A 23,161-nucleotide genomic window follows, 5' to 3' on the forward strand; every position below is an offset into this window, starting at 1 on the left:
CAACAAGGACACATAAGAACAAAATGGCTGTTAAAAAAGCATTGGTGTTGAGTTGCCTGCTGGGAGCCAGCTTCCTGGCTCAGGCGGCCCCTGCCTCTTTTGTGGTGCAAGACATTCAGGTCGAGGGTCTGCAGCGGGTGACCCTGGGCGCCGCCCTGTTGAATCTGCCGGTGCGGGTCGGTGACTCCGTCGACTCCGTCTCTCTGGCCAACGCCATCAAGCGGCTCTATGCCTCGGGCAACTTCGAGGACGTCAAGGTCTACCGTGACGGCCAGGTGCTGCAAGTGGTGGTGAAGGAACGCCCGACCATCTCCAGCATCGAGTTCTCCGGCAACAAGGACATCAAGGAAGAGCAGCTGACCCAGAGCCTGGAGTCCTCCGGCATCCGGGTCGGTGATCCCCTGGATCGTACCGTGCTGAGCTCCCTCGAGAAGGGCCTCGAAGATTTCTACTATGGCGTGGGCAAGTACTCCGCCAAGGTCAAGGCCATCGTCACCCCGCTGCCCCGCAACCGGGTCGATCTGAAGTTCACCTTCGTGGAAGGGGAAGCGGCCAAGATCCAGCAGATCAACATCGTCGGCAACCAGGTGTTCCCGGAAGAGAAGCTGCTGGCCCAGCTCTCCCTCAAGGATGATGTGCCCTGGTGGAACTTCACCGGCGACCAGCGCTACCAGAAGCAGAAGCTGGCGGGCGACATCGAAGTGCTGCGCTCCTACTACATGGACCGCGGCTACATCCGCTTCAGCCAGGAGTCCACCCAGGTCTCCATGACCCCGGACAAAAAGGGGGTCTACGTCACCTTGAACATCAAGGAAGGGGACCAGTACAAGGTCTCCGGCGTGCAGATCAAGGGCGATCTCATCGATCGCGGCGGCGAGATGCAGGGGCTGATCCCCATCGAAGCCGGCAGCGTCTATTCCGCGAGCCAGGTGACCCACACCGAAGAGGTGCTCTCCAAGTTCCTCGGCCGCTACGGCTACGCCTATCCCAAGGTGACCACCTTCCCCCAGGTCAATGACGCCACCAAAGAGGTCGAGCTCATCGTCAACGTGGAGCCGGGTCCCCGTGTCTACGTGCGCAACATCAACTTCACCGGCAACGTCACCACCAAGGACGAAGTGCTGCGTCGCGAGATGCGTCAGATGGAAGGCACCTGGCTCTCCTCCGACAACGTCGAGCAGTCCAAGACCCGTCTCAACCGTCTGGGCTTCTTCGAGAGTGCCGAAGTGGACACCAAGCGGGTGGCGGGCAGCGATGACCAGGTCGATCTCGACTTCAAGGTCAAGGAGCAGCCGGCCGGTTCCATCAACGCCGGTATCGGCTATGGCACCGAGTCGGGCCTGAGCCTGCAGGCGGGTCTGCAGCAGGACAACTTCATGGGTACCGGCAAGAAGATCGGTATCAACGCCAGCACCAACGACTACTCGAAGAACATCGATCTCAGCTATAACGATCCCTACTTCACCGTCGACGGGGTCAGCCTGGGCGGTCGCCTCTACTACAACAAGTTCAGCGCGGCCGACGCCAACATCGTGGACTACGAGAACACCACCATCGGCTTCCGCCTCTCCAGTGGTTTCCCGGTCAACGAGAACAACCGCCTCGACTTCAGCCTCGGCTACGAGAACAACAAGCTGTCCCAGCCCAACCCCTATGTCCAGGTGGATGAGTTCTGGAAGGTGTACCAGTCCAACCTGGATGGCGAGAACCGCATGGTGTTCAACACCGTCGACGTCACCGCCGGCTGGACCCGTTCCACTCTCAACAAGGGCCAGTTCCCGACCGCGGGGGATCGTCAGCGGGTCAATGCCAAGGTGACCGTGCCGGGCATGGACTTGCAGTACTTCAAGCTCAATGCCGAAGACGCACATTATTTCCCGTTTGATGCGGATCACCAGTGGGTCATGCTGGCCAAGGCCCGTGCCTCCTATGGCAACGGCTATGGCAGCAACGGCGACTACGATCATGTGCTGCCGTTCTTCGAGAACTACTATGCCGGTGGCTTCGATACCCTGCGCGGCTTCAAGAGCAACACCGTGGGTCCGAAGGCGCTCTACTACTACAACCTGGGTGGTAACGACGTGATCCAGGGCACCGACAGCTCGGTCGGGGGCAACGCTCTGGCGGTCGCCTCCCTGGAGATGATAGTGCCGACGCCGTTCGCGTCCGAGAGCTATCAGCCCCAGCTGCGGACCAGCTTCTTCATCGATGCCGGTACCGTGTGGGACACCACGTTCGACTACAGCGATTACCAGAACCGTTGCTTCAGTGGCTGTAACTATCTGATGGACTATTCTGACCCCAGCAATATCCGGATGTCCGCCGGCCTCTCCCTGCAGTGGCTCTCTCCCATGGGCCCCCTGGTGTTCGTGCTGGCACAACCGCTCAAGAAATACGAAGGGGACGATACCGAAGTCTTCTCCTTCAACATCGGCCGCACCTTCTGACGAGTTGCGCGGATGTTCCCCCCACCCAGGTGGGGGTATTCAATGATGGGGCGCGCAACGGGCGAGCCTCACCAGGCAACAGGCGGTCTTGAGACTGCTTGCACAATCGAGTAAATCAGGTAGCCCTCAACCGAGGGACCAAGGAGTAAGTGTGAAGAAAGCGTTGAAAGTAGCTGGTTTGAGTCTTGCACTGATGGCTGCCGGTATGGGCTCCGCCTGGGCTGATACCAAGATCGCCGTGGTCGACATGAGCGAAGTCTTCCAGAAGTTGCCCCAGCGTGACGCCGTGGCCAAGAAGCTCAAGAGCGAATTCGAGCCGCGCATGCGCGAGCTGCAGAAGCTGGAGTCCGACGGCCAGAAGCTGGTCGAGAAGTTCAAGAAGGATGAAGCCTTCATGAGCAACGACCAGAAGAAGCAGAACCAGGAGAAACTGGCCAAGCTGCAGATGGAATTCAACCAGAAGCGTCAGGCCTTCGAGCAGGACAATGGTCGTCGTCAGGCCGAAGAGCGTGGCAAGATCCTGACCAAGGTGCAGGCTGCCATCGATTCCATCGCCAAGAGCAATGGTTATGATCTGGTGCTGGAGCGCAATGCCGCCCCGTATGCCGCCAGCAAGATGGACATCTCTGCCCAGGTCATTTCTCAGGTAAGCAAGAGCAACTAATTGATGGCATTCACTCTCGCACAGCTGGCCCAGCAACTGGGGGCCCAGGTTCATGGGGATGGAACCCAGGAAATCCGCAAGGTCGCGACACTGGAAAAGGCCGGGGAGGGTGATATCACCTTCCTGTCCAACAAGAAGTACCGCCACTATCTGGAGCAGAGCAAGGCCACGGCCGTGCTCATCACCGAGGCGGACTTGCCCTTCTGTCCCACCAATGCCCTGGTGCTCAAAGACCCCTACGTGGGCTTTGCCCGGGTAGCCCAACTGCTGGACACCACCCCGCAGCCGGCCACGGATATCCATCCGAGCGCCGTCATCGCGGCAAACGTGCAACTGGGCGAGAGAGTGGCCATCGGCGCCAATGCCGTCATCGAATCCGGCGTCGTGCTGGGGGATGACGTGCGCATCGGCCCGGGTTGTTTCGTTGGCCAGAATACCCGACTGGGAGCGCGCTCCCGGTTGTGGGCCAACGTCACCCTCTATCACAACGTGACCCTGGGCACGGACTGTCTGGTGCAAGCCGGCACCGTGATCGGGGCCGACGGTTTCGGTTATGCCAACGAGCGTGGCGAGTGGATCAAGATCCCCCAGCTCGGCGGCGTGACCATCGGCAATCGGGTCGAAATCGGGGCCTGTACCACCATTGACCGAGGTGCGCTGGAAGATACCCGCATCGCGGACAACGTCATCATCGACAACCAGTGCCAGATAGCTCACAACGTCGAGATTGGCTACGGCACCGCCGTGGCGGGCTCCACCGTGATGGCCGGTAGTCTCAAGGTCGGCAAATACTGTATCATTGGCGGCGCTTCCGTCTTCAACGGGCACATGGAGATCTGCGACCAGGCCACCGTCACCGGTATGGCCATGGTGATGCGACCCATTACCGAGCCCGGTGTCTACTCCTCCGGCATCCCCCTGCAGACCAATAAAGAGTGGCGCAAGACCGCCGCCCGGGTGATGCGTATCGAAGAGATGCACAAGCGGTTGAGCCGACTTGAGAAAAAGCTGGATCAAGAATAATCACGATTGGTATAGGGTACTGTTTTGACTACTGAAAAGAAGAGCCTGGGTATCCAGGAAATCATGGACTTGCTGCCCCACCGTTATCCCTTCCTGATGGTGGACAAGGTCGAGAACTACGAGATCAGCGATGAGCGCAAGACCCTGCGTGCCATCAAGAACGTCTCCTTCAACGAGCCGATCTTTCAAGGCCACTTCCCGGCCAAGCCGGTGTTCCCCGGCGTGCTGATCCTGGAAGCCATGGCGCAAGCCACCGGCATCCTGGCCTTTACCATGGTGGGCAAGCCGTCCCCCAACGAACTCTATTACTTTGCCTCCATCGACAACGCGCGCTTCAAGCGCCCGGTCGGTCCCGGCGACCAGCTGGTGCTGGACGTGGAGTTCCTGAAAGAGCGCCGCGGCATTGCCAAGTTCACCGGTGTTGCTACCGTTGATGGTGAAATTGTCTGCACCGCCGAGCTGATGTGCGCCAAACGCGAGGTTTAACGAACGTGATCGATCAGACTGCCATCATTCACGAGACCGCCATCGTCCATGAGACCGCAGTGATTGGCAAAGGGGTTGAAATCGGCCCCTTCTCCGTCATTGGCGCCGAGGTGGAAATCGGCGACAACACCTGGGTAGGCTCCCATGTGTTGATCAAGGGGCCCACCAAGATCGGTCGCGGCAACAAGATCTTCCAGCACAGCTCCATCGGTGAGGATTGCCAGGACAAGAAGTACGCCGGCGAGCGCACCTTCCTCGAGATCGGCGACAACAACGTCTTTCGCGAGAACTGCACCGTGCACCGTGGCACCACCCAGGATCACGCCCTGACCAAGGTGGGCAGCGGCAACCTGTTCATGGTCAACGTGCACGTGGCTCACGACTGCATCATCGGTGACAACTGCATCTTCGCCAACAACGCGACCCTGGCGGGTCACGTGGTGATCGGCGACTTCGTCATCTTCGGTGGCCTCTCCGCCATCCATCAGTTCGGCCGTGTCGGCTCCCACGCCTTCGTCGGTGGCTGCGCCGCCCTGAACAAGGACGTGCCGCCCTATGTGATGGCTGCCGGCAACTACGCCAAGCCGTTCGGGGTCAACTCCGAGGGCCTGCGTCGTCGCGGTTACAGCCCGGAAGCGATTTCTGCGGTAAAACGCGCCTATAAAGAAATTTTCCGCTCCGGCAAGACCATCGAAGAGGTACTTCCCGTACTGACCGAGATGGCAGCCAGTGAACCTGCCGTTCAGCTCTATGTGGATTTCCTCAAAGACAACGAGCGCGGGATCATTCGTGCCTAAGCCCTTTCGCATCGGCATCGTCGCCGGAGAGACCTCCGGCGACATCCTGGCAGCCGGCCTGGTGCGCGAGCTCAAGGCCCGCTACCCCGATGCCCAGTTCGAAGGCATCGCCGGGCCGCGCATGCAGGCCCTCGGCGTCAAGGCCCTGTTCGAGATGGAGGAGCTCTCCGTCATGGGCATCAGCGAGGTGCTGGGGCGTCTTCCCCGCATCCTGCAGGTGCGCCGCGAGCTGCTGCGCCACTTCATCGCCAATCCGCCCGATATCTTCATCGGCGTGGATGCACCGGATTTCAATATCGGGGTGGAGCTGAAACTGCGCCGCGCCGGTATCAAGACGGTTCACTATGTCAGCCCCTCCGTCTGGGCCTGGCGTCAGAGCCGTATTCACAAGATCAAGGCCGCCACCGACATGGTGCTCGCCTTCCTGCCATTCGAGAAGGCCTTCTACGACCGCTTCGATGCCCCCTGCCGCTTCGTCGGGCACACCATGGCCGATGCCATTCCGCTGGAGCCGGATCAGGCTGCCGTGCGCAAGGAGCTGGGCATAGACCCCTCCCGCCGCTGGCTGGCGGTACTGCCCGGCAGTCGCACCGCCGAAGTGGCCTTCATGGCCCCGGTCTTCCTCGAGGCGTGCAAGCAGCTGACCGTTCACTGCCCGGATCTCGGCTTCATCGTGCCGCTGGTCAATGCCAAGCGGCGCGAGCAGTTCCTCGCCATCAAGGCCGAGGTGGCCCCGGATCTCAACATGGTGTTCCTCGATGAGCAGGGCCGTGAGGCCATGATCGCCGCCGACGTGGTGATGCTGGCCTCGGGCACCGCGGCGCTGGAAGCCATGCTGGTGAAAAAACCCATGGTGGTGGGCTACAAACTCAAGCCGTTCAGCTACTGGCTGGCCCAGTGGCTGGTGAAGACGGATTATGTCTCCCTGCCGAACCTCTTGGCGGACAAGATGCTGGTGCCCGAACTCATCCAGCACGAGTGCACCCCCTGCAATCTGGTGCAGGAGGTCAACAAGCTGCTGGACAACGACAACCGCGAGCTCATCGCCACCTTCACCCGGTTGCACCAGCAGATCCGCTGCAACGCGGATGTGCAGGCGGCAGAGGCCGTGGCCGAGCTGCTGGACAGATAGACGTGGCGGGTCGCCATCGGCGTGATGTTGTGCTGACACTGGCCCTGCGGGGCCGGTTTTGATTCAAGGCTTTGATATGCAAATCGAGATTCCACAAGACAAGCGAGTGGCCGGGGTTGATGAAGTGGGCCGTGGCCCCCTGGTGGGTGACGTGGTCACCGCCGCGGTGATCCTGGATCCGGCGAACCCGATCGCAGGCCTCGCCGACTCCAAGAAACTCTCCGAGAAGAAGCGCCTCGCCTTGTTCAGCGAAATCAAGGAGAAGGCCCTGGCCTTCGCCATCGGCCGCGCCAGCCCGGCGGAGATCGACGAGCTCAACATCCTGCACGCCACCATGCTGGCGATGCAGCGCGCGGTGGCGGGGCTCGACATCCAGCCCGAGCTGGTGTTCATCGACGGCAACCGCTGCCCGGCCCTGCCCATGGAGGCTCGCGCCGTGGTCAAGGGTGACAGCCTGGTGGCCGCCATCAGCGCCGCCTCCATCCTCGCCAAGGTGACCCGGGATGCGGAGATGACCGAGCTGGACAGCCGCCATCCCGAATATGGGTTTGCCCGCCACAAGGGCTACCCCACCGCCGAACACCTCGCCATCCTGGCCGAGCGCGGCCCCCTGCCCGAATACCGGCAGAGCTTCAAACCGGTGCGCCGCGCCCTGGGGATCGAATAAATGGCCGATCCTCGTTTCATCCACCTGCGGGTCCACTCCGATTTCTCCATGGTGGACGGCCTGCAGAAGATTGGCCCCATCGTCTCGGCGGCGGCGGCCAACGGCATGCCCGCCCTAGCCCTGACCGATCAGATGAACATGTGCGGCCTGGTGCGCTTCTATGGCTCCGCCCATGGCAAGGGGATCAAGCCCCTCGTCGGCGCGGATTTCTGGGTGCAGAGCGACGAGCTCGGCGAGGAGCAGTTCCGCCTCACCCTGCTGGCCATGGACAACGACGGCTACCAGAACATCACCCTGCTCATCTCCCGCGGCTACCAGCGGGGTCATGTGCAGGGGCGCCCGGTCATCGACAAGGCCTGGCTCAGTGATCACGCCAAGGGGGTCATCGTGCTCTCCGGCGGGCGGGAAGGGGACGTGGGCAAGTTCCTGCTCAAGGGCAACCGCCAGATGGTGGAGCAGTGCCTCGCCTTCTATCAGCAACACTTCCCGGATGCCTACTATCTGGAGCTGCTGCGCACCGGTCGGCCCGATGAGGAGGTGTATCTCCACATGGCGGTCGCCCTGGCGACCGAGTTCGAGGTGCCCGTGGTGGCCACCAACGAGGTGGTTTTCCTCAACGCCGATGACTTCGATGCCCACGAGATCCGGGTGGCCATCCACGACGGCTACACCCTGATGGACAAGCGTCGCCCGCGCCGCTACAGCCCGCAGCAGTACCTGCGCAGCCAGGAAGAGATGTGTGAGCTGTTCGCCGACATCCCCGAGGCGCTGGAGAACACGGTGGAGATCGCCAAGCGCTGCAACGTGACGGTGCGCCTCGGCGAATACTTCCTGCCCAATTTCCCCACCGGCGACATGACCACCGAAGACTTCCTGGTCATGAAATCCCGCGAGGGGCTGGAGGGGCGGCTCGAATTCCTGTTCCCGGACCCCGCGGTACGGGCAGAGAAGCGTGGCGAGTATGACGAGCGCCTCGAGATCGAGCTCAAAGTCATCAACCAGATGGGCTTCCCCGGTTACTTCCTCATCGTGATGGAGTTTATCCAGTGGTCCAAGGACAACGGCATCCCCGTCGGTCCTGGCCGGGGCTCGGGGGCGGGGTCGCTGGTGGCCTACGCCCTCAAGATCACCGATCTGGATCCGCTGGAATTTGACCTGCTGTTCGAACGTTTCCTGAACCCGGAGCGGGTCTCCATGCCCGACTTCGACGTCGACTTCTGCATGGACAGACGGGACGAGGTGATCGACCACGTCTCCGAGATGTACGGCCGGGAGGCGGTCTCCCAGATCATCACCTTCGGCAGTATGGCGGCCAAGGCGGTGGTGCGGGACGTAGGCCGGGTGCTGGGCCACGCCTACGGCTTCGTGGATCGCATCTCCAAGCTCATTCCGCCGGATCCCGGCATGACGCTGGCCAAGGCGTTCGAGGCCGAGCCCAAGCTGCCCGAGCTCTACGAGCAGGACGAGGAGGTCAAGGACCTCATCGACATGGCGCGCCGGCTGGAAGGGGTGGTGCGCAACGCCGGCAAGCACGCCGGTGGCGTGGTCATCGCCCCCACCAAGATCACCGACTTCGCTCCGCTCTACTGTGACGACGAGGGGCACCACCCGGTCACCCAGTTCGACAAGAACGACGTGGAGTACGCGGGCCTGGTGAAGTTCGACTTCCTGGGGCTGCGCACGCTGACCATCATCGACTGGGCGCTCGGCATGATAAACCCACGGCTCGCCAAAGAGGACAAGCCGCCGGTCGACATCGCCGCCATCCCCATCGACGACAAGAAGTCCTTCGCCCTGTTGCAGCGCTTCGAGACCACGGCGGTGTTCCAGCTCGAATCCCGCGGCATGAAGGACCTCATCAAGCGACTGCAGCCCGACTGCTTCGAAGACATGATCGCTCTGGTGGCCCTGTTCCGACCGGGCCCCCTGCAGTCCGGCATGGTGGACAACTTCATCGAGCGAAAGCACGGGAAGGAGGCCATCTCCTACCCGGACGAGAAGTGGCAGCACGAGAGCCTCAAACCCATACTCGAGCCCACCTACGGCATCATCCTCTACCAGGAGCAGGTGATGCAGATAGCCCAGACGCTGGCGGGCTATACCCTGGGCGGCGCAGACATGCTGCGCCGGGCCATGGGCAAGAAGAAGCCAGAGGAGATGGCCAAGCAGCGGGCCGGTTTCGAGGAAGGGGCCATCAAGAACGGCGTCGACGGTGAGCTGGCGATGAAGATCTTCGATCTGGTGGAGAAGTTTGCGGGCTACGGCTTCAACAAATCCCACTCCGCCGCCTACGCGCTGGTCTCCTACCAGACCCTCTGGCTCAAGACCCACTTCCCGGCGGAGTTCATGGCGGCGGTGATGACCGCGGACATGGACAACACCGACAAGATAGTGACCCTGGTGGACGAGTGCCAGCGCATGGGGCTGACCGTGATACCGCCGGACGTGAACACCGGTCGCTATCGCTTCAGCGTCAATGAAGATGGCCACATCGTCTACGGCATCGGCGCGGTGAAGGGGGTGGGGGAAGGCCCTATCGAGGCCATCCTCAGTGCCCGGGATCAGGACGGTCCCTTCCGGGATCTGTTCGACTTCTGCAACCGGGTGGACATCAAGAAGCTCAACAAACGGGTGATGGAGAAGCTCATCCTCTCCGGCGCCATGGACAGGCTCGGCCCCCACCGGGCCGCCCTGATGGCGACCCTGGAGGAGGCGATGCGCGCCGCCGAGCAGCACGCCAAGGCCCAGGCGGTGGGCCAGGTGGACATGTTCGGGGTGCTCACCGAGGAGATCGACGACGTCAAGAAGGCATTCGCCAACGTGCCCCACTGGCCGGACAAGATCTGGCTGGAAGGGGAGCGGGAGACCCTCGGCCTCTACCTCACCGGTCACCCCATCAACCAGTACAGCGGCGAGCTGCGTCGCTACACCTCGGGTCGATTGTGCGATCTGCACCCCACCTCCCGGGATACCGTGACCACGGCCGCCGGGCTGGTGATCGCGGCGCGCAGCATGGTGACCAAGCGTGGCAACAAGATGGGGATCTTCACCCTGGACGACAAATCCGGCCGTCTGGACGTGACCCTTTTCAGTGAAGCGCTGGAAAAATATGAAGAATTGATGCAAAAAGACCGTATTTTGGTGGTTTCTGGACAGGTCAGCTTTGATGACTTCTCCGGTGGCCTTAAAATGTCGGCCCGCGAATTGCTGGATATCAACGATGCGAGGGAGCGTTTCGCCAGGGCGATCCGGATTTCCCTCGATGAACAACGCATTGACGAGCGCTTTTTCCCGCGTTTGTGCGAGATTTTGGAGCCCGCCCGTGCCGGAGTCTGTCCGGTTCAGGTAAACTATCGTCGGCCCGGCTCCCGGGCGCGATTGACGCTCGGTACCGAGTGGCGGGTGACGCCCACCGATCAACTGATAGATGACTTGCGAGTCCTGCTTGGACGAGAGCGGGTTGAATTGGTTTTTGATTAGAGGATCTATTGTCCCTATGAGTCTTTTTCTGGATTTTGAACAGCCGATCGCCGAATTGCAGGCACAGATCGATGAACTTCGCCATGTGAGCGAGCATAACAATGCCGTGGACTTGAGCGAGGACATTCGCCGGCTGGAGAAGAAAAACGAAGAGCTGACCAAGAAGATCTTCGGCGATCTGGGGGCCTGGCAGGTATCCCAGATGGCACGTCATCCCCAGCGCCCTTATACCCTCGACTACATCGAGCAGATCTTCACCGATTTTGACGAACTGGCGGGCGATCGCGCCTATGCCGATGACAAGGCCATCGTCGGCGGTATCGCCCGTCTCGACGGCGAGCCGGTGATGATCATCGGTCACCAGAAGGGTCGCGAAACCAAGGAGAAGATCAAGCGCAACTTCGGCATGCCGCGCCCGGAAGGGTACCGCAAGGCCCTGCGCCTGATGGAGATGGCCGAGCGCTTCAAGATGCCGATCATCACCTTCATCGACACCCCGGGCGCCTACCCTGGCGTAGGTGCCGAGGAGCGTGGCCAGTCCGAGGCCATTGCCCGTAACCTGAAGGTCATGGCCGGTCTGACCGTGCCCGTGGTCTGCACCGTCATCGGTGAAGGTGGCTCAGGCGGCGCCCTGGCTATCGGCGTCGGCGATCGGGTCAACATGCTGCAGTACTCCACCTACTCCGTCATCTCGCCGGAAGGGTGCGCCTCCATCCTGTGGAAGAGCGCCGACAAGGCACCGGTGGCCGCCGATGCCATGGGCATCACCGCCCAGCGTCTGAAGGAGCTCAAGCTCATCGACCATATCGTCCAGGAGCCCCTCGGTGGCGCCCACCGGGATGTGGAGCAGATGGCCAAGAGCCTCAAGACCCGCATCAAGCAGGATCTGGACGCACTGCGTCCGCTCGACAGCGAGCAGCTGCTGGAGCAGCGTTACCAGCGTCTGCTGGGTTACGGCTACTGCTAAGCCCCCACTGCCTGCGATCTCAAGCCCCCGCACAGTCGGGGGCTTTTTTATGCCTTCATGCTGTGGCATGGCCATTTTATGGTCAATGTGATGACTTTTTTTGCAAGATGCAGTGTAAATCCCCCGTGGGATCAAGCCGGCGCCAGATAATCGGTGAAAGAAGTGGGATCTGGCTCCCGTTTTGCTTAAAGTGTTTCTCTCCCGTGCCCAGGCCGGGATCCCGCAAGGATGCTCTTAGGACGCAGGCAGGTCTCACCTGCTGACTCTCAGGCATCGCCAGATGGCCCCATTCAATGCCCTGTACCCGGTCAGCCACCCCTGTCGCGTCACTCTCATCGTGCATAGCCCCCATCTGCAGTGAGTGAAACATGAGCGAATCGGTTTTTGAAATCCATGACTGGACCCTGAGGGTCGACGACAACATGCTGTGCCGCCCCGAGCGGGAGGTCTACCTCGAGCCCAGGCTGGTCAATCTGCTGCGGTTTCTGGCGAGCCATGCCGGTACCGTCTTCTGCCGCGACACCCTAATCAACGAGGTGTGGGCCGGTGCCGTGGTGACCGATCAGGTGGTGACCCAGTCCATCTTCGAGTTGCGCAAGATCCTGAAGGATGGTCGCCACGATGCCGCCGACTACATCGTCACCGTCCCCAAGCGGGGTTACAAGCTGGTGGCGCCGGTGCGTCCGTTGCAGGTGCTCTCCGTGGTGGTGGCGGAGCCCGAGGGCACGGCCTGTCCCGAGATCATCCCCACCGGAGCAGACTCCAGTCCCCCCGCCGATGAGCAGGGCAAGACCCCTTTCCCCGCCGGTCCCCTGACCCGCGCCATCTCGACCCATGCCAGAGACAGCCGCAGCCGCCGCCGGATGCTGGGATTCGATCTCTTCGTGGTGGTTCTGCTTATCACCGTCGTCAGCCTGCTCAGCTACCAGCACGCCGCCCCCCGGGTGCATTCCATGCTGGATCCCGAATTGCTGGTGTTCCGTTTTCACACCGGCATGGATGGCACCAACGAGAACGTGCGCCTCGCCGACGGCATCACCCGTGCCCTGATGGGGGAGGTGGCGGCTGCCACCCCGCTGCGGGTGCAATACGGTGCCACCAACCTGCTGGGGGGGATCCGCCCCGGCAAGGAGCTGAGTGTGCGGGTCTCCCGCCAGCCGGGGGGCACCTATCTCGATCTGGAGTATCGCAATCTCAACACCAGCCGGGTGTTGTTCAGCCACCAGTACCTGCTCAGTCGCCACAATGTGCACGGGGTGCTGCAGGCGAGCAGTCAGGATCTGTTGCGGGTGCTGGCGCGGCCGGATGCCTCCCCGGGAGCGGGCTGGCCCACGGATGACGGGGCGCTGATGGCGCTGATGGAGGCTCACTACTACACCAACAAGCAGGATCAGGCGGCCCTCGGGCGCGGTGTCGAGTTGCTCGATGCCTCCCTGGCATTGCAGCCGGATCAGCCGCTGCTGCTGGCGGAGCGCTATCTGGCGGGGGAGGCGCTGGCGACGCTGTCCGGTCAGCCCCAGAGCGAGCGAGAACAGCAGATTGGCGTCCATCTGGCCGAGGTGGTGCAGGGCGGGGCCGTGTTGCCCGCCCGGGTGTGGGAAGCGCTGGCCCTGCAGGCCATACTGGCAGGCCAGCAGCAGCAGGCGAACCGCTTGCTGGCCCAGGCCGCCAGCCGTGGCCGCACCGTGCTCTATCACATCTTGCGCGGCAAGCTGGCAGAGCTGGACGGCAGCCCCGACCTGGCGGGGGATGCCTACAGCCAGGCCTTCCTGATGGAGGCAACCGAGCAGACCTATCTGCTGTGCCAGCGTCTGGGTTTCTACAGCCATATGGAGACCCTGGCCCCCGTGCTGTTCAACACCCTGGGACAGAGCAAGGTCAAGCTGTTCTGATGGCGTGAATGCACCCCTTGCCGTTCAAGGCCGCCTGCGGGCGGTCTTGAGCTGGGGCTCTCTACGCACTCCCGTGTCCCGACCTTGTGTAAGCGCATCCGGCCCATAAGTACCTTCTACCTCTACTTCCTCCATATCCTCCACTTCCTCCAAATCCTCCCATCTTCTACTTTCTCCAGCTCCTCCGTCATGGGACCTTCGCCTCTTTCGCTACGCCCGGGATAGTCCTTCTCCTTGCTCGCCCCTTTTTCTTCGAGACCGGGACTGGCGGTACCGACCCGAGCTCCCCATCACCTCTGACAATCAAAAACTCTGGTTTTGTCGTGATGAAAAGTGGTTTGCGCTGCACTTTGCGCATATACCATTGCGGATGTTCCTTTCAATGGCCCTCTGTGCACGGATTGTGTCGTTTCATGCCAAGCGATGCGGGGCTGGTGAGGGCCCGGGGGCTGGGTCGCCGCCGTTGCCCCAGCCGTGACTGGGTCCGGAGTGAGACGGAGTGGAACTGTTTGGCTCATCAAGGCGGTCAGGAAAAATATCAAGGCAGCGTCCGCCTCCTCATCAGGGCCATCAAGGGGCGGGGCGGAATATCAGGGTTTTATCAAGGTGATGGATGAGGCATCCATCAACTCACTGTTTCTAGACGATTTTTACGATTTTTGATGAGCCCGGGAAAAAACGTCACTCATGGTTTTATCCCTGAGCGGGCCCTTATGTTTTGTACGAAAGAGAAGCCTAGTCTGGGGGCATTCGCTGGCAGCCCGCCTCGGGGGGATGTCAGACACACGACTTTTTATCGACCCGGAGTGCTTCTTATGTCCCTAGATACGAGCAAGAAGATCGGTCTCATCGCCTGTACAGGTGTGGTGGCCGGCAACATGATGGGGAGCGGCATTGCCCTGCTGCCTTCCGCCCTCGCCACCATAGGTTCCATTTCCGTGTTCAGCTGGGCCATCTGCCTGGTGGGGGCCATGGGGCTGGCCTTCGTGTTCGCCCGCCTCGCCACCAAGAACCCGCAGGAAGGGGGGCCCATCGCCTACGCCGGCGAGATCTCCCCGGTGTTCGGCTTCCAGACCGGGGTGCTTTACTACCACGCGAACTGGATAGGCAACCTGGCCATCGCCATCACGGGGGTCTCCTACCTCTCCGTCTTCTTCCCCATCCTCAATGACCCCATTCCGGCGGCCGTGGCCACCATAGCCGCAGTCTGGGTCTTCACCCTGGTCAATTTGCTTGGGGGCAGCTGGGTGAGTCGGCTCTGTACCCTTGGCCTGGTGCTGATCCTGCTGCCGGTGGTGGGCACAGCCCTGCTCGGCTGGGATCACTTCGATGTGAACGTCTATCGCCAGAACTGGAACACCACCAGCGGCAGCGACGTCCACGCGGTCATCAGCGCCGTGCTGATCTGCCTCTGGTCCTTCGTCGGGGTCGAATCCGCCGCCGTCTCCTCCGGCATGGTGAAGGATCCCAAGCGCACCGTGCCGCTGGCCACCATGCTGGGCACCGCCATCGCCGGTGTCATCTACATCCTCTCCACCCAGGTGATCAGCGGCATGTTCCCGGCCGGTGAGGTAGCCGCCTCCGGCGCGCCCTTCGCCATGGCCTCCTCCGCCATCTTCGGTGACTGGTCCGCCCCCTTCGTTTCCGCCTTCACCGCCCTGGCCTGCTTCACCTCGCTGGGTTCCTGGATGATGCTGGTGGGGGAGGCGGGCAAGCGCGCCGCCCACGACGGCAACTTCCCGAAGATCTACGGCGAACTGGACAAGAACGGGGTGGCCAAGAAGGGGCTGATCCTGGGCTCCCTCAAGATGACGGCGCTGATGGTGGTGCTGACCGCGTTCACCTCCCAGTCCGCCCATGCCGCCGACCTGTTCAACGTGCTGACCACGGATGCGGTGCTGCTGACCATGCTGCCCTACTTCTACTCCAGCATTAATCTCATCCGCTTCGAGGGCATGACGTCCCGCAGCATGGGGGCCATGACCTTCTCCGGTATCGCCTGCGTGTTCTGCCTGGTGGCGCTGATGGGGGCCAAGGGCTCCAATCTCACCGCCACCTTCGTGGTCTCGCTCATCATCCTGATGTTCTACGCCAAGAAGCAGGGTCTGCGTCAGCACGACGCCCAGCTCAGCGAACAGACCAGCCACTAATTCTCCCTTTTCCATTCCCGCGCTCTCCCCTCGCCATCCCCGATGGAGAGCGCCTCATCATGTGTGGAGTTTCAAGATGAATATCATTGCCATCCTCAACCACCTGGGCGTCTTCTTCAAAGAAGAGCCGATCCGCCAGTTGCAAGCCTCCCTCGAGCACAAGGGCTTCGAGGTCGTCTACCCGGTCGACGTGGCCGATCTGCTCAAGCTCATCGAGAAGAACCCCCGCGTCTGCGGCGCCATCTTCGACTGGGACAAGTATTCCCTGGGCCTGTGCAAGGAGATCCACGATCGCAACGAGAAGCTGCCGATCTTCGCCTTCGCCAACGACCAGTCCACTCTGGACATCCACCTGACCGATCTGCGCCTGAACGTGCACTTCTTCGAGTACCGCCTCGGCATGGCCGACGATATCGCCCTCAAGATGGGGCAGGCCACCGAGGCGTATCAGGACGCCATCCTGCCGCCCTTCACCAAGGCGCTGTTCAAGTACGTGGAGGAGGGCAAATACACCTTCTGCACCCCGGGTCACATGGGGGGGACCGCCTTCCAGATGAGCCCGGCCGGCAGTATCTTCTATGACTTCTACGGCCCCAACGCCTTCAAGGCGGACGTCTCCATCTCCATGCCCGAGCTCGGCTCCCTGCTGGATCACACCGGTCCCCACAAGGAGGCAGAGGAGTACATCGCCCGCACCTTCAACGCCGATCGCTCCTACATCGTCACCAACGGCACCTCTACCGCCAACAAGATCGTCGGCATGTTCTCGGCGCCGGCAGGCAGCACAGTGCTGGTGGATCGCAACTGTCACAAGTCCCTCACCCATCTGATGATGATGAACGACGTGACCCCGATCTATTTCCGCCCGACCCGCAACGCCTACGGCATCCTGGGGGGGATCCCGCAGAGCGAGTTCAGCCGCGAGACCATAGCCGCCAAGGTGGCCGCCACCCCGGGTGCCCAGGCGCCGCGCTACGCCGTGGTGACCAACTCCACCTACGACGGCCTGCTCTACAACACGGGTTTCATCAAAGAGACCCTGGACACCCCCTACATCCACTTTGACAGCGCCTGGGTGCCCTACACCAACTTCAGCCCCATCTATGAGGGCAAGTGCGGCATGAGCGGCGACGCCATCCCGGGCAAGGTGGTCTACGAGACCCAGTCCACCCACAAGCTGCTGGCGGCCTTCTCCCAGGCCTCGATGATCCACATCAAGGGGGAGGTGGAGGAGGAGACCTTCAACGAAGCCTTCATGATGCACACCTCCACCTCGCCCCAGTACGGCATCGTGGCCTCCACCGAGATCTCTGCCGCCATGATGCGGGGCAACACCGGCAAGCGGCTGATCAAGGATTCCATCGATCGCGCCATCTCCTTCCGCAAGGAGATCAAGCGACTGCGGGAGCAGAGCGAGGGCTGGTTCTTCGACGTCTGGCAGCCGGATCACATCGACGGCGCCGAGTGCTGGAAGCTGGATCCCAAGGATGACTGGCATGGCTTCAAGGAGATCGATGATGACCACATGTACCTGGATCCCATCAAGGTCACCCTGCTGACCCCGGGCATGGGGCGCGATGGCCAGTTGCTGGAGAACGGCCTGCCGGCCTCCCTGGTGGCCAAGTTCCTGGACGAGCGTGGCATCGTGGTGGAGAAGACAGGCCCCTACAACCTGCTCTTCCTCTTCTCCATCGGCATCGATCAGTCCAAGGCGATGCAGCTGCTGCGCGCCCTGACCGAGTTCAAACGCAGCTATGACTTGAACCTGACCATCAAGAGCATGCTGCCGGAACTCTACCGCGAGGATCCCGCTTTCTACGACGGCATGCGTATCCAGGAGCTGGCCCAGCGCATTCACGAGCTGACCCGCAAGTACCGTCTGCCGGAACTGATGTTCAAGGCGTTCGACGTGCTGCCGGAGATGAAGATGACCCCGCACCTCGCCTGGCAGCAGGAGCTGGCCGGCAACGTGGTGGAGGTGCCGCTGCGCGACATGGTGGACCGCATCAGCGCCAACATGATCCTGCCCTACCCGCCGGGAGTGCCCCTGGTGCTGCCGGGGGAGATGGTGACCCAGGATTCCCTGCCGGTGCTGGAGTTCCTCGAGATGCTGTGCGAGATCGGCGCCCACTACCCGGGCTTCGAGACCGACATACACGGGCTCTATCGCCAGGCCGATGGCAGCTACACCGTCAAGGTACTGCGCTGATCCAGAGTGACGAAACGGGCCGACAGGCCCGTTTTTTCCCATGCAATCCATGGTTAGGAGTACGCAGTCATGAAACGAGTGTTATCCATCCAGTCCCACGTGGTGTTCGGCTGCGCCGGCAACAGCGCCGCCGTCTTTCCCATGCGGCGAATGGGCATAGAGGTATGGCCCGTCAACACGGTGCAATTTTCCAATCACACCCAGTATCGCGAAGGGTGGCAGGGGATGCGGATGCCGGACGGCCACATCGGCGAGCTGATGACGGGCCTCGCCGATATCGGCGTGCTGGGCCAGTGCGACGGGATCCTGAGCGGCTATCTCGGCTCCCCCGAGCAGGGGGAGGAGGTATTGGCGGCGGTGGCGCAGCTCAAGGCCCTCAACCCCGATGCCCTCTATTTCTGTGACCCCGTCATGGGGGATCCGGACAAGGGGTGTGTGGTGGCGCCCGGTGTCGCGACCTTCTTCAGTACGCAGGCCCTGGCTGCTGCCGACATGCTGGCCCCCAACCTGCTGGAGCTGGAGCGGCTCACCGGCCGGGTCATCAACACCCTTGAGGAGGTGTTGGCCGCCTGTGAGGCGCTAAGAGCACTGGGGCCCAGGCTGGTGATGGTCAAACACCTGGGACGGGCGGCCGTCCATCCCGATCGGTTCGAGATGGTGCTGGTGTGCGATCAGGGCGCTTTTCATCTCTCCCGTCCCCTCTATCCTTTCGAGCGTCAGCCCATCGGCGTCGGCGATCTGCTGAGCGCCACCATGCTGGCGAATCTGCTGTCGGGCTGCGATCCCGTGACCGCATTCGAGCGCACCAACGCCAGTGTGGACGGGGTGCTGGGCTGCACCTGGCGGGTGCGGGCCAGCGAATTGCAGCTGGTTGCGGCTCAGGCCGCGCTGGCCGAGCCCCAGGTTCTCACCCGCGCCACCCGGTTATGACCCCGGGGGGTCAACTCGCGCGGCGGGCCAGCAGGGCCGCCTGCGGCGAGGGGCGGTGGCGTGCGCGGGGGGCGCAGGCCTTCGCCAGGGTCTGCCACTCCCGCCACAGCAGCCAGCACACCGGCGGGGCCAGCAGCAGTACGGTCGCGGGCTGGGCCAGCAGCACGCCGTCGCGCCCCCACCAGAGCGGCAGCAGGAAGATGAGCGGCAACAGCACCAGGGTCTTGGCGATGGAGATGAACAGGGCCTGGCGGGTACGGGCCATGGCCTGCAGCAGCACGATGCCGAACATGATGATCCCCTCCAGCGGAATGGCGCCGAGGTTGAGGGTCAGGCTGCCCATGGCGGCGGCCAGCAGCTCGGGATCCTGTTCACCGGTATAGAGCATGGCCACCTGGCGGGGCAGCAGCTGGATCAACAGCCAGACCAGCATGCCGTAGATGAGCGTGATCTTGAGCCCCATCTCCATCAGGAACTTGAGATCCCGGTGACGACCGGCCCCCGTTGCCTGGCTGACCAGGGGCTGAATGCCGAAGGCGAGCCCCTGCAGCACCACGATGAACACCGCCTCGGTGTAGCCGGCCACGGTGAAGCCCGCCAGATCCTTGACCGAGCCGTGCACCATCAGCTGGCTGTTGTGCAGCATCAGCAAGAGCCCCAGGTTGAATTGGGCGATGAGGCTCGGCAGGCCGGTGAACAGCAGGCTCGGCATGGCCGGGACCTTGGGCAGCAGTTGGCGCCAGCTGAGGCGCAGGCGGGCATGGGGGGTGAAGAAGTAGCCTATCCCCAGCAGGCAGACGACCCCTTCTGCCATCAGGGTCGCCTGGGCGGTGCCCGTCAGACCCAGGCCGAGTCGGCCGACCATGATGTAGTTGAGCAGGATGTTGAGCACGGCGCCGCCGCTCACCAGCACCATGGCGAGGCGGGGGCGGCCGTCGTTGCGAAGCAGGTAGGGCACGGCGAGGTTGCCGGCGAGCAGCAGGGTGCCGCCGCCGATCCAGCTGAGATAGTCGCTGGCCTGCTGCCAGGTGTCGGTGCCCTGCTCAATGCCGAGGATGAGCAGAATGTCGGTGTGCCAGCCGTGCAGCAGCAGGGGAGCCACCACCCCGAGCAGAGCCAGCAGCCAGAGGGCGTTGACCAGCCCCTGGCGCGCCAGCGCGAGATTCCTGGCCCCCTGCTGGAAGGAGATGAGGGTCGCCGCCCCCATGGCGATCATGGCGGCGAGGCCGATGAGCACCATGATGACGGGGTAGACCAGGTTGATGCCGGCAAGGCCCGCGGCCCCCACGTAGTGACCGACGAAGATGCCGTCCACCAGGTAATAGGCGCCAGACACCAGCATGGCGAGGATGGAGGGGAGGGCGTAGCCCCAGAAGCGGCGGGTCATGGCCCGTTGACGCAGACTGATGTAGGCGGACATATCTGTTCTCGGGAAAGATCGGGAAGCGAGCAGACAGTCTAGATTGATAATATTTTGATGATAATCCGGCTTTTATTTGATGAATTAATGAGTTCTATTCAGTAATTAGCGCAGCCTGTGGTACGCCTTCAACATGTCGATCAGGGCCCGCAGCCCGCTACCCAGCTGATGCCGACTGGGATAGAAGAGGTTGAACCCGGCAAAACTCGGGCTCCAGTCGTCCAGCACGCTCTGCAGCCTCCCGTCGGCCAGCGCCTCGCTCACCTCCTCCTCCAGGCAGTAGGCCAGCCCAAGCCCCGCCTCGGCCGCCCCCAGATAGAGGGCCGGAGTGCTGGTGGTCAGGGGCCCGCTCACCTCTATCTCCAGCAACTTGTCATCGGCGGCGAAGGCCCAGCGATAGTGGTGGTGAGGAGTGAGGCGATAGCCGATGCAGTCGTGCTGGCTCAGCTCGCTCGGATGGCGGGGGATGCCGCGGGCCGCCAGATAGGCGGGCGAGCCCACCACCAGGTAGCGATGCTGGGCTCCCAGTGGCACGGCCACCATCTCTTTTGGCAGCAGGTCCCCATAGAAGAGGGCGGCGTCATAGCCATCCTCGATGAGACGGGGCATCAGCTCCATCTCCACGACTTCCACCCGCATGCGCGGGTAGCGCACCAGATAGTCGATGAGCACGGGGGCGAGCAGCTCCTGGATGGCGGCCTTGGGCCCGCAGATCTTCAGATGGCCGATTGGCTCGTCACTGTGGCGGGTGAGTTCGCAAAGTGCCTCCTCCAGCCTGCCCAGCGTGGGCAGCAACTGCCCCAGCAGCCGCTCCCCCGCATCGGTCGGTACCACGGCCCGGGTGCTGCGATTGAGCAGCCGGGTCCCCAGACGGTGCTCCAATCCCTTCAGACTGTGGCTGATCGCCGAGGCGGAGACCCCGAGTTCGAGGGCGGCCTTGCTGAAACTGCGATGGCGGGCGACGGCGGCAAACACCGCCAGTTCGGCGAGATCGGAGCGGGTAATAGTCATATGGCTCGGTGAAAAAAGGGCGAGCAACAAGGGTACGCCAAGGGGGCGGCGGGCACAATCGGCCGTCAAAACGGCGAATGTAATGCAGTTGTTGCGGCCACTAAGTATTGGAATCCATTGAAACAAATTTGAATTGTTAAAAAATACTGACAGTTTGGCATTCGAAATGTGAGCTGGCGCGTCCAGAAGGCGACGACAATCAAACTTTGGTTGATTAATTCAAAAAAACGCTGTGATTAATAGGGGTGTTTATTTAGAGTCAGCTCATCGGATGAGGTGCTTGTTTCCAGTTTGTTATGCGAAGCAGGTGCCGTACTCAACGCCAGCATGTCATGCCGCAAGATGTTGCAATCCGGTTATCACGGGAGGTGATGACAGGGTGCCGCGGTGTGAAGCAGTCATGCAGGGACGAACAGCAGCAGTTCCAGGGATGCGGAACCGGCCAGGTGGCCAATAAACAACGAGATCCCCTTTCCTTGATGACAGGAATATCCCTATGTCTGACATGAACATTGCAGTAGAAGGCAACATAACCCGTCCTGCCTCTTCCCGTGGCATCAACAAGGCCGATGTGGTCTGGATGCTGGGCCTGTACGGTACCGCCATCGGTGCCGGTGTGCTCTTCCTGCCGATCAACGCCGGTGTCGGCGGCCTGTGGCCGCTGGTGGCCATGCTGATCCTGGCCCTGCCGCTCACCTTCTTCGCCCACCGTGGCCTGACCCGCTTCGTGCTGTCCGGCTCCACCCGTGATGGCGACATCACCGAGGTGGTGGAAGAGCACTTTGGCAAGACCGCGGGCAAGTTCATCACCCTGCTCTACTTCTTCGCCATCTACCCGATCCTGCTGATGTACTCCGTGGCCATCACCAACACGGTGGAGAGCCTGATGGTGCACCAGCTGGGCATGACGGCGCCCCCTCGTGCCATTCTCTCCCTGGTGCTGATCCTGGGCCTGATGGCGATCGTGCGCCTCGGCGGCCAGGTGATCGTCAAGGCGATGAGCGTGCTGGTGTTCCCCTTCGTGGTCACCCTGATGGGCCTGGCGCTCTATCTGGTTCCCCACTGGAACGGTGCCATCATCACCGAAGCGCCGGCCCTGTCCGACGCCTTCAACGGTGACTTCATCAAGACCCTGTGGCTGGCCATTCCGGTGATGGTGTTCTCCTTCAACCACTCGCCGATCATCTCCTCCTTCGCGGTGGACAACAAAGGTCGCTACGGTGAAGGGGCCGAGAAGAAGTGCAGCAACATCCTGCTGGGCGCCCATGTCATGATGGTCATGACCGTCATGTTCTTCGTGTTCAGCTGCGTGCTGAGCCTCTCCCCGGCGGATCTGGCGGCGGCCAAGGAGCAGAACATCTCCATCCTCTCCTACCTGGCCAACCACTTCGACAACCCGGTGATCGCCACCGTGGCACCGCTCATCGCCATGGTCGCCATCAGCAAGTCCTTCCTGGGTCACTACCTGGGGGCGCAAGAAGGCATGAACGGCCTGATGGCCAAGTCCCTGCGCGAGAAGGGCAAGAACGTTGACGTCAAGCAACTGAACAAGGTCACCGCGGTCTTCATGATCCTGACCACCTGGGCCATCGCCACCATCAACCCGAGCATCCTCGGCATGATCGAAGACCTGGGCGGCCCCATCATCGCCATGCTGCTGTTCCTGATGCCGATGTACGCCATCGCCAAGGTGCCCGCCATGCGTAAATACGCCGGCAACCTCAGCAACGGTTTCGTCACCCTGATCGGCCTCATCGCCATGTCCGGCATCATCTACAAGCTGATTGCCTGACAACCGGGTTAATCCCCATGAAAAGGCCGCCTCGATTGAGGCGGCCTTTTTTATAGGCACAAGTGCTTAACAAAGCCGTGAGCGAGGCCTACCA

The 23,161-nt window shown here is 62.0% G+C and carries 16 protein-coding genes; 14 read left to right on the forward strand and 2 right to left on the reverse strand.

Features of this window, described 5'->3' with window-relative positions; genetic code table 11:
- Positions 1-23: 23 nt before the first annotated feature.
- The 13 genes from bamA (at position 24) to pdxY (ending at position 18,844) form a co-directional block, all read left to right on the forward strand.
- Positions 24-2,447, forward strand: a complete 2,424-nt coding sequence (gene bamA, locus ACW5W7_RS06365) for an outer membrane protein assembly factor BamA (RefSeq protein ID WP_434666302.1) — start codon at positions 24-26, stop codon at positions 2,445-2,447.
- Between the two features lie 151 nt (positions 2,448-2,598).
- On the forward strand, positions 2,599-3,111 hold the full coding sequence (locus ACW5W7_RS06370; RefSeq protein WP_349921367.1) for an OmpH family outer membrane protein: 513 nt from the start codon (positions 2,599-2,601) through the stop codon (positions 3,109-3,111).
- Between the two features lie 3 nt (positions 3,112-3,114).
- Positions 3,115-4,134, forward strand: a complete 1,020-nt coding sequence (lpxD, locus tag ACW5W7_RS06375; protein ID WP_349921368.1) for a UDP-3-O-(3-hydroxymyristoyl)glucosamine N-acyltransferase — start codon at positions 3,115-3,117, stop codon at positions 4,132-4,134.
- A 24-nt stretch (positions 4,135-4,158) separates the two neighbouring features.
- The gene (gene fabZ, locus ACW5W7_RS06380) at positions 4,159-4,620 is read left to right on the forward strand and encodes a 3-hydroxyacyl-ACP dehydratase FabZ (protein WP_041206255.1); all 462 of its coding nucleotides are present in this window, start codon (positions 4,159-4,161) and stop codon (positions 4,618-4,620) included.
- Positions 4,621-4,625: 5 nt separating this feature from the next.
- Positions 4,626-5,417 carry an acyl-ACP--UDP-N-acetylglucosamine O-acyltransferase gene (gene lpxA / locus ACW5W7_RS06385; RefSeq protein ID WP_349921369.1) on the forward strand — a complete coding sequence of 264 codons (792 nt, stop codon included), beginning with the start codon at positions 4,626-4,628 and terminating at the stop codon, positions 5,415-5,417.
- Positions 5,410-6,549, forward strand: coding sequence for a lipid-A-disaccharide synthase (gene lpxB / locus ACW5W7_RS06390; RefSeq protein ID WP_434666309.1), 1,140 nt, complete (start codon positions 5,410-5,412; stop codon positions 6,547-6,549). The genes lpxA and lpxB overlap by 8 nt, the downstream gene beginning before the upstream one ends.
- A 76-nt stretch (positions 6,550-6,625) precedes the next feature.
- Positions 6,626-7,216 carry a ribonuclease HII gene (gene rnhB, locus ACW5W7_RS06395; RefSeq protein ID WP_456501144.1) on the forward strand — a complete coding sequence of 197 codons (591 nt, stop codon included), beginning with the start codon at positions 6,626-6,628 and terminating at the stop codon, positions 7,214-7,216.
- Positions 7,217-10,696, forward strand: a complete 3,480-nt coding sequence (gene dnaE / locus ACW5W7_RS06400) for a DNA polymerase III subunit alpha (protein ID WP_456501145.1) — start codon at positions 7,217-7,219, stop codon at positions 10,694-10,696.
- Between the two features lie 16 nt (positions 10,697-10,712).
- Positions 10,713-11,663, forward strand: a complete 951-nt coding sequence (accA, locus tag ACW5W7_RS06405; protein ID WP_349921373.1) for an acetyl-CoA carboxylase carboxyl transferase subunit alpha — start codon at positions 10,713-10,715, stop codon at positions 11,661-11,663.
- 368 nt (positions 11,664-12,031) lie between these two features.
- Positions 12,032-13,555, forward strand: coding sequence for a lysine decarboxylation/transport transcriptional activator CadC (gene cadC / locus ACW5W7_RS06410; protein WP_456501146.1), 1,524 nt, complete (start codon positions 12,032-12,034; stop codon positions 13,553-13,555).
- 815 nt (positions 13,556-14,370) lie between these two features.
- Positions 14,371-15,705: a cadaverine/lysine antiporter gene (gene cadB, locus ACW5W7_RS06415; RefSeq protein ID WP_456501147.1), complete on the forward strand. Its 1,335-nt coding sequence runs from the start codon at positions 14,371-14,373 to the stop codon at positions 15,703-15,705.
- Between the two features lie 76 nt (positions 15,706-15,781).
- Positions 15,782-17,914 (forward strand): lysine decarboxylase CadA, encoded by a 2,133-nt coding sequence (locus ACW5W7_RS06420; protein WP_456501148.1) that lies wholly within the window; start codon positions 15,782-15,784, stop codon positions 17,912-17,914.
- 69 nt (positions 17,915-17,983) lie between these two features.
- Complete coding sequence (gene pdxY / locus ACW5W7_RS06425) at positions 17,984-18,844, forward strand: pyridoxal kinase PdxY (protein ID WP_456501149.1); 861 nt, start codon at positions 17,984-17,986, stop codon at positions 18,842-18,844.
- Between the two features lie 10 nt (positions 18,845-18,854).
- Here the strand turns inward: pdxY and ACW5W7_RS06430 are convergent, their stop codons facing one another.
- On the reverse strand, positions 18,855-20,264 hold the full coding sequence (locus ACW5W7_RS06430) for an MATE family efflux transporter (RefSeq protein WP_456501150.1): 1,410 nt from the start codon (positions 20,262-20,264) through the stop codon (positions 18,855-18,857).
- A 105-nt stretch (positions 20,265-20,369) separates the two neighbouring features.
- The gene (locus ACW5W7_RS06435) at positions 20,370-21,275 is read right to left on the reverse strand and encodes a LysR family transcriptional regulator (protein ID WP_349921379.1); all 906 of its coding nucleotides are present in this window, start codon (positions 21,273-21,275) and stop codon (positions 20,370-20,372) included.
- A 496-nt stretch (positions 21,276-21,771) separates the two neighbouring features.
- Here ACW5W7_RS06435 and ACW5W7_RS06440 point away from each other — a divergent pair, with 496 nt between their 5' ends.
- Positions 21,772-23,067, forward strand: a complete 1,296-nt coding sequence (locus tag ACW5W7_RS06440; protein WP_349921380.1) for an HAAAP family serine/threonine permease — start codon at positions 21,772-21,774, stop codon at positions 23,065-23,067.
- Positions 23,068-23,161: the final 94 nt, after the last annotated feature.

The organism is Aeromonas intestinalis (assembly GCF_054052485.1).

Bases quoted from the DNA above. Each gene is read 5' to 3' on its own strand.
- ACW5W7_RS06440 (WP_349921380.1), top strand. From the start codon at position 21,772: ATGTCTGACATGAACATTGCAGTAGAAGGCAACATAACCCGTCCTGCC.
- ACW5W7_RS06420 (WP_456501148.1), top strand. From the start codon at position 15,782: ATGAATATCATTGCCATCCTCAACCACCTGGGCGTCTTCTTCAAAGAA.
- pdxY (WP_456501149.1), top strand. From the start codon at position 17,984: ATGAAACGAGTGTTATCCATCCAGTCCCACGTGGTGTTCGGCTGCGCC.
- accA (WP_349921373.1), top strand. From the start codon at position 10,713: ATGAGTCTTTTTCTGGATTTTGAACAGCCGATCGCCGAATTGCAGGCA.
- ACW5W7_RS06430 (WP_456501150.1), bottom strand. From the start codon at position 20,264: ATGTCCGCCTACATCAGTCTGCGTCAACGGGCCATGACCCGCCGCTTC.
- rnhB (WP_456501144.1), top strand. From the start codon at position 6,626: ATGCAAATCGAGATTCCACAAGACAAGCGAGTGGCCGGGGTTGATGAA.
- lpxD (WP_349921368.1), top strand. From the start codon at position 3,115: ATGGCATTCACTCTCGCACAGCTGGCCCAGCAACTGGGGGCCCAGGTT.
- dnaE (WP_456501145.1), top strand. From the start codon at position 7,217: ATGGCCGATCCTCGTTTCATCCACCTGCGGGTCCACTCCGATTTCTCC.
- cadC (WP_456501146.1), top strand. From the start codon at position 12,032: ATGAGCGAATCGGTTTTTGAAATCCATGACTGGACCCTGAGGGTCGAC.
- bamA (WP_434666302.1), top strand. From the start codon at position 24: ATGGCTGTTAAAAAAGCATTGGTGTTGAGTTGCCTGCTGGGAGCCAGC.
- ACW5W7_RS06435 (WP_349921379.1), bottom strand. From the start codon at position 21,275: ATGACTATTACCCGCTCCGATCTCGCCGAACTGGCGGTGTTTGCCGCC.
- cadB (WP_456501147.1), top strand. From the start codon at position 14,371: ATGTCCCTAGATACGAGCAAGAAGATCGGTCTCATCGCCTGTACAGGT.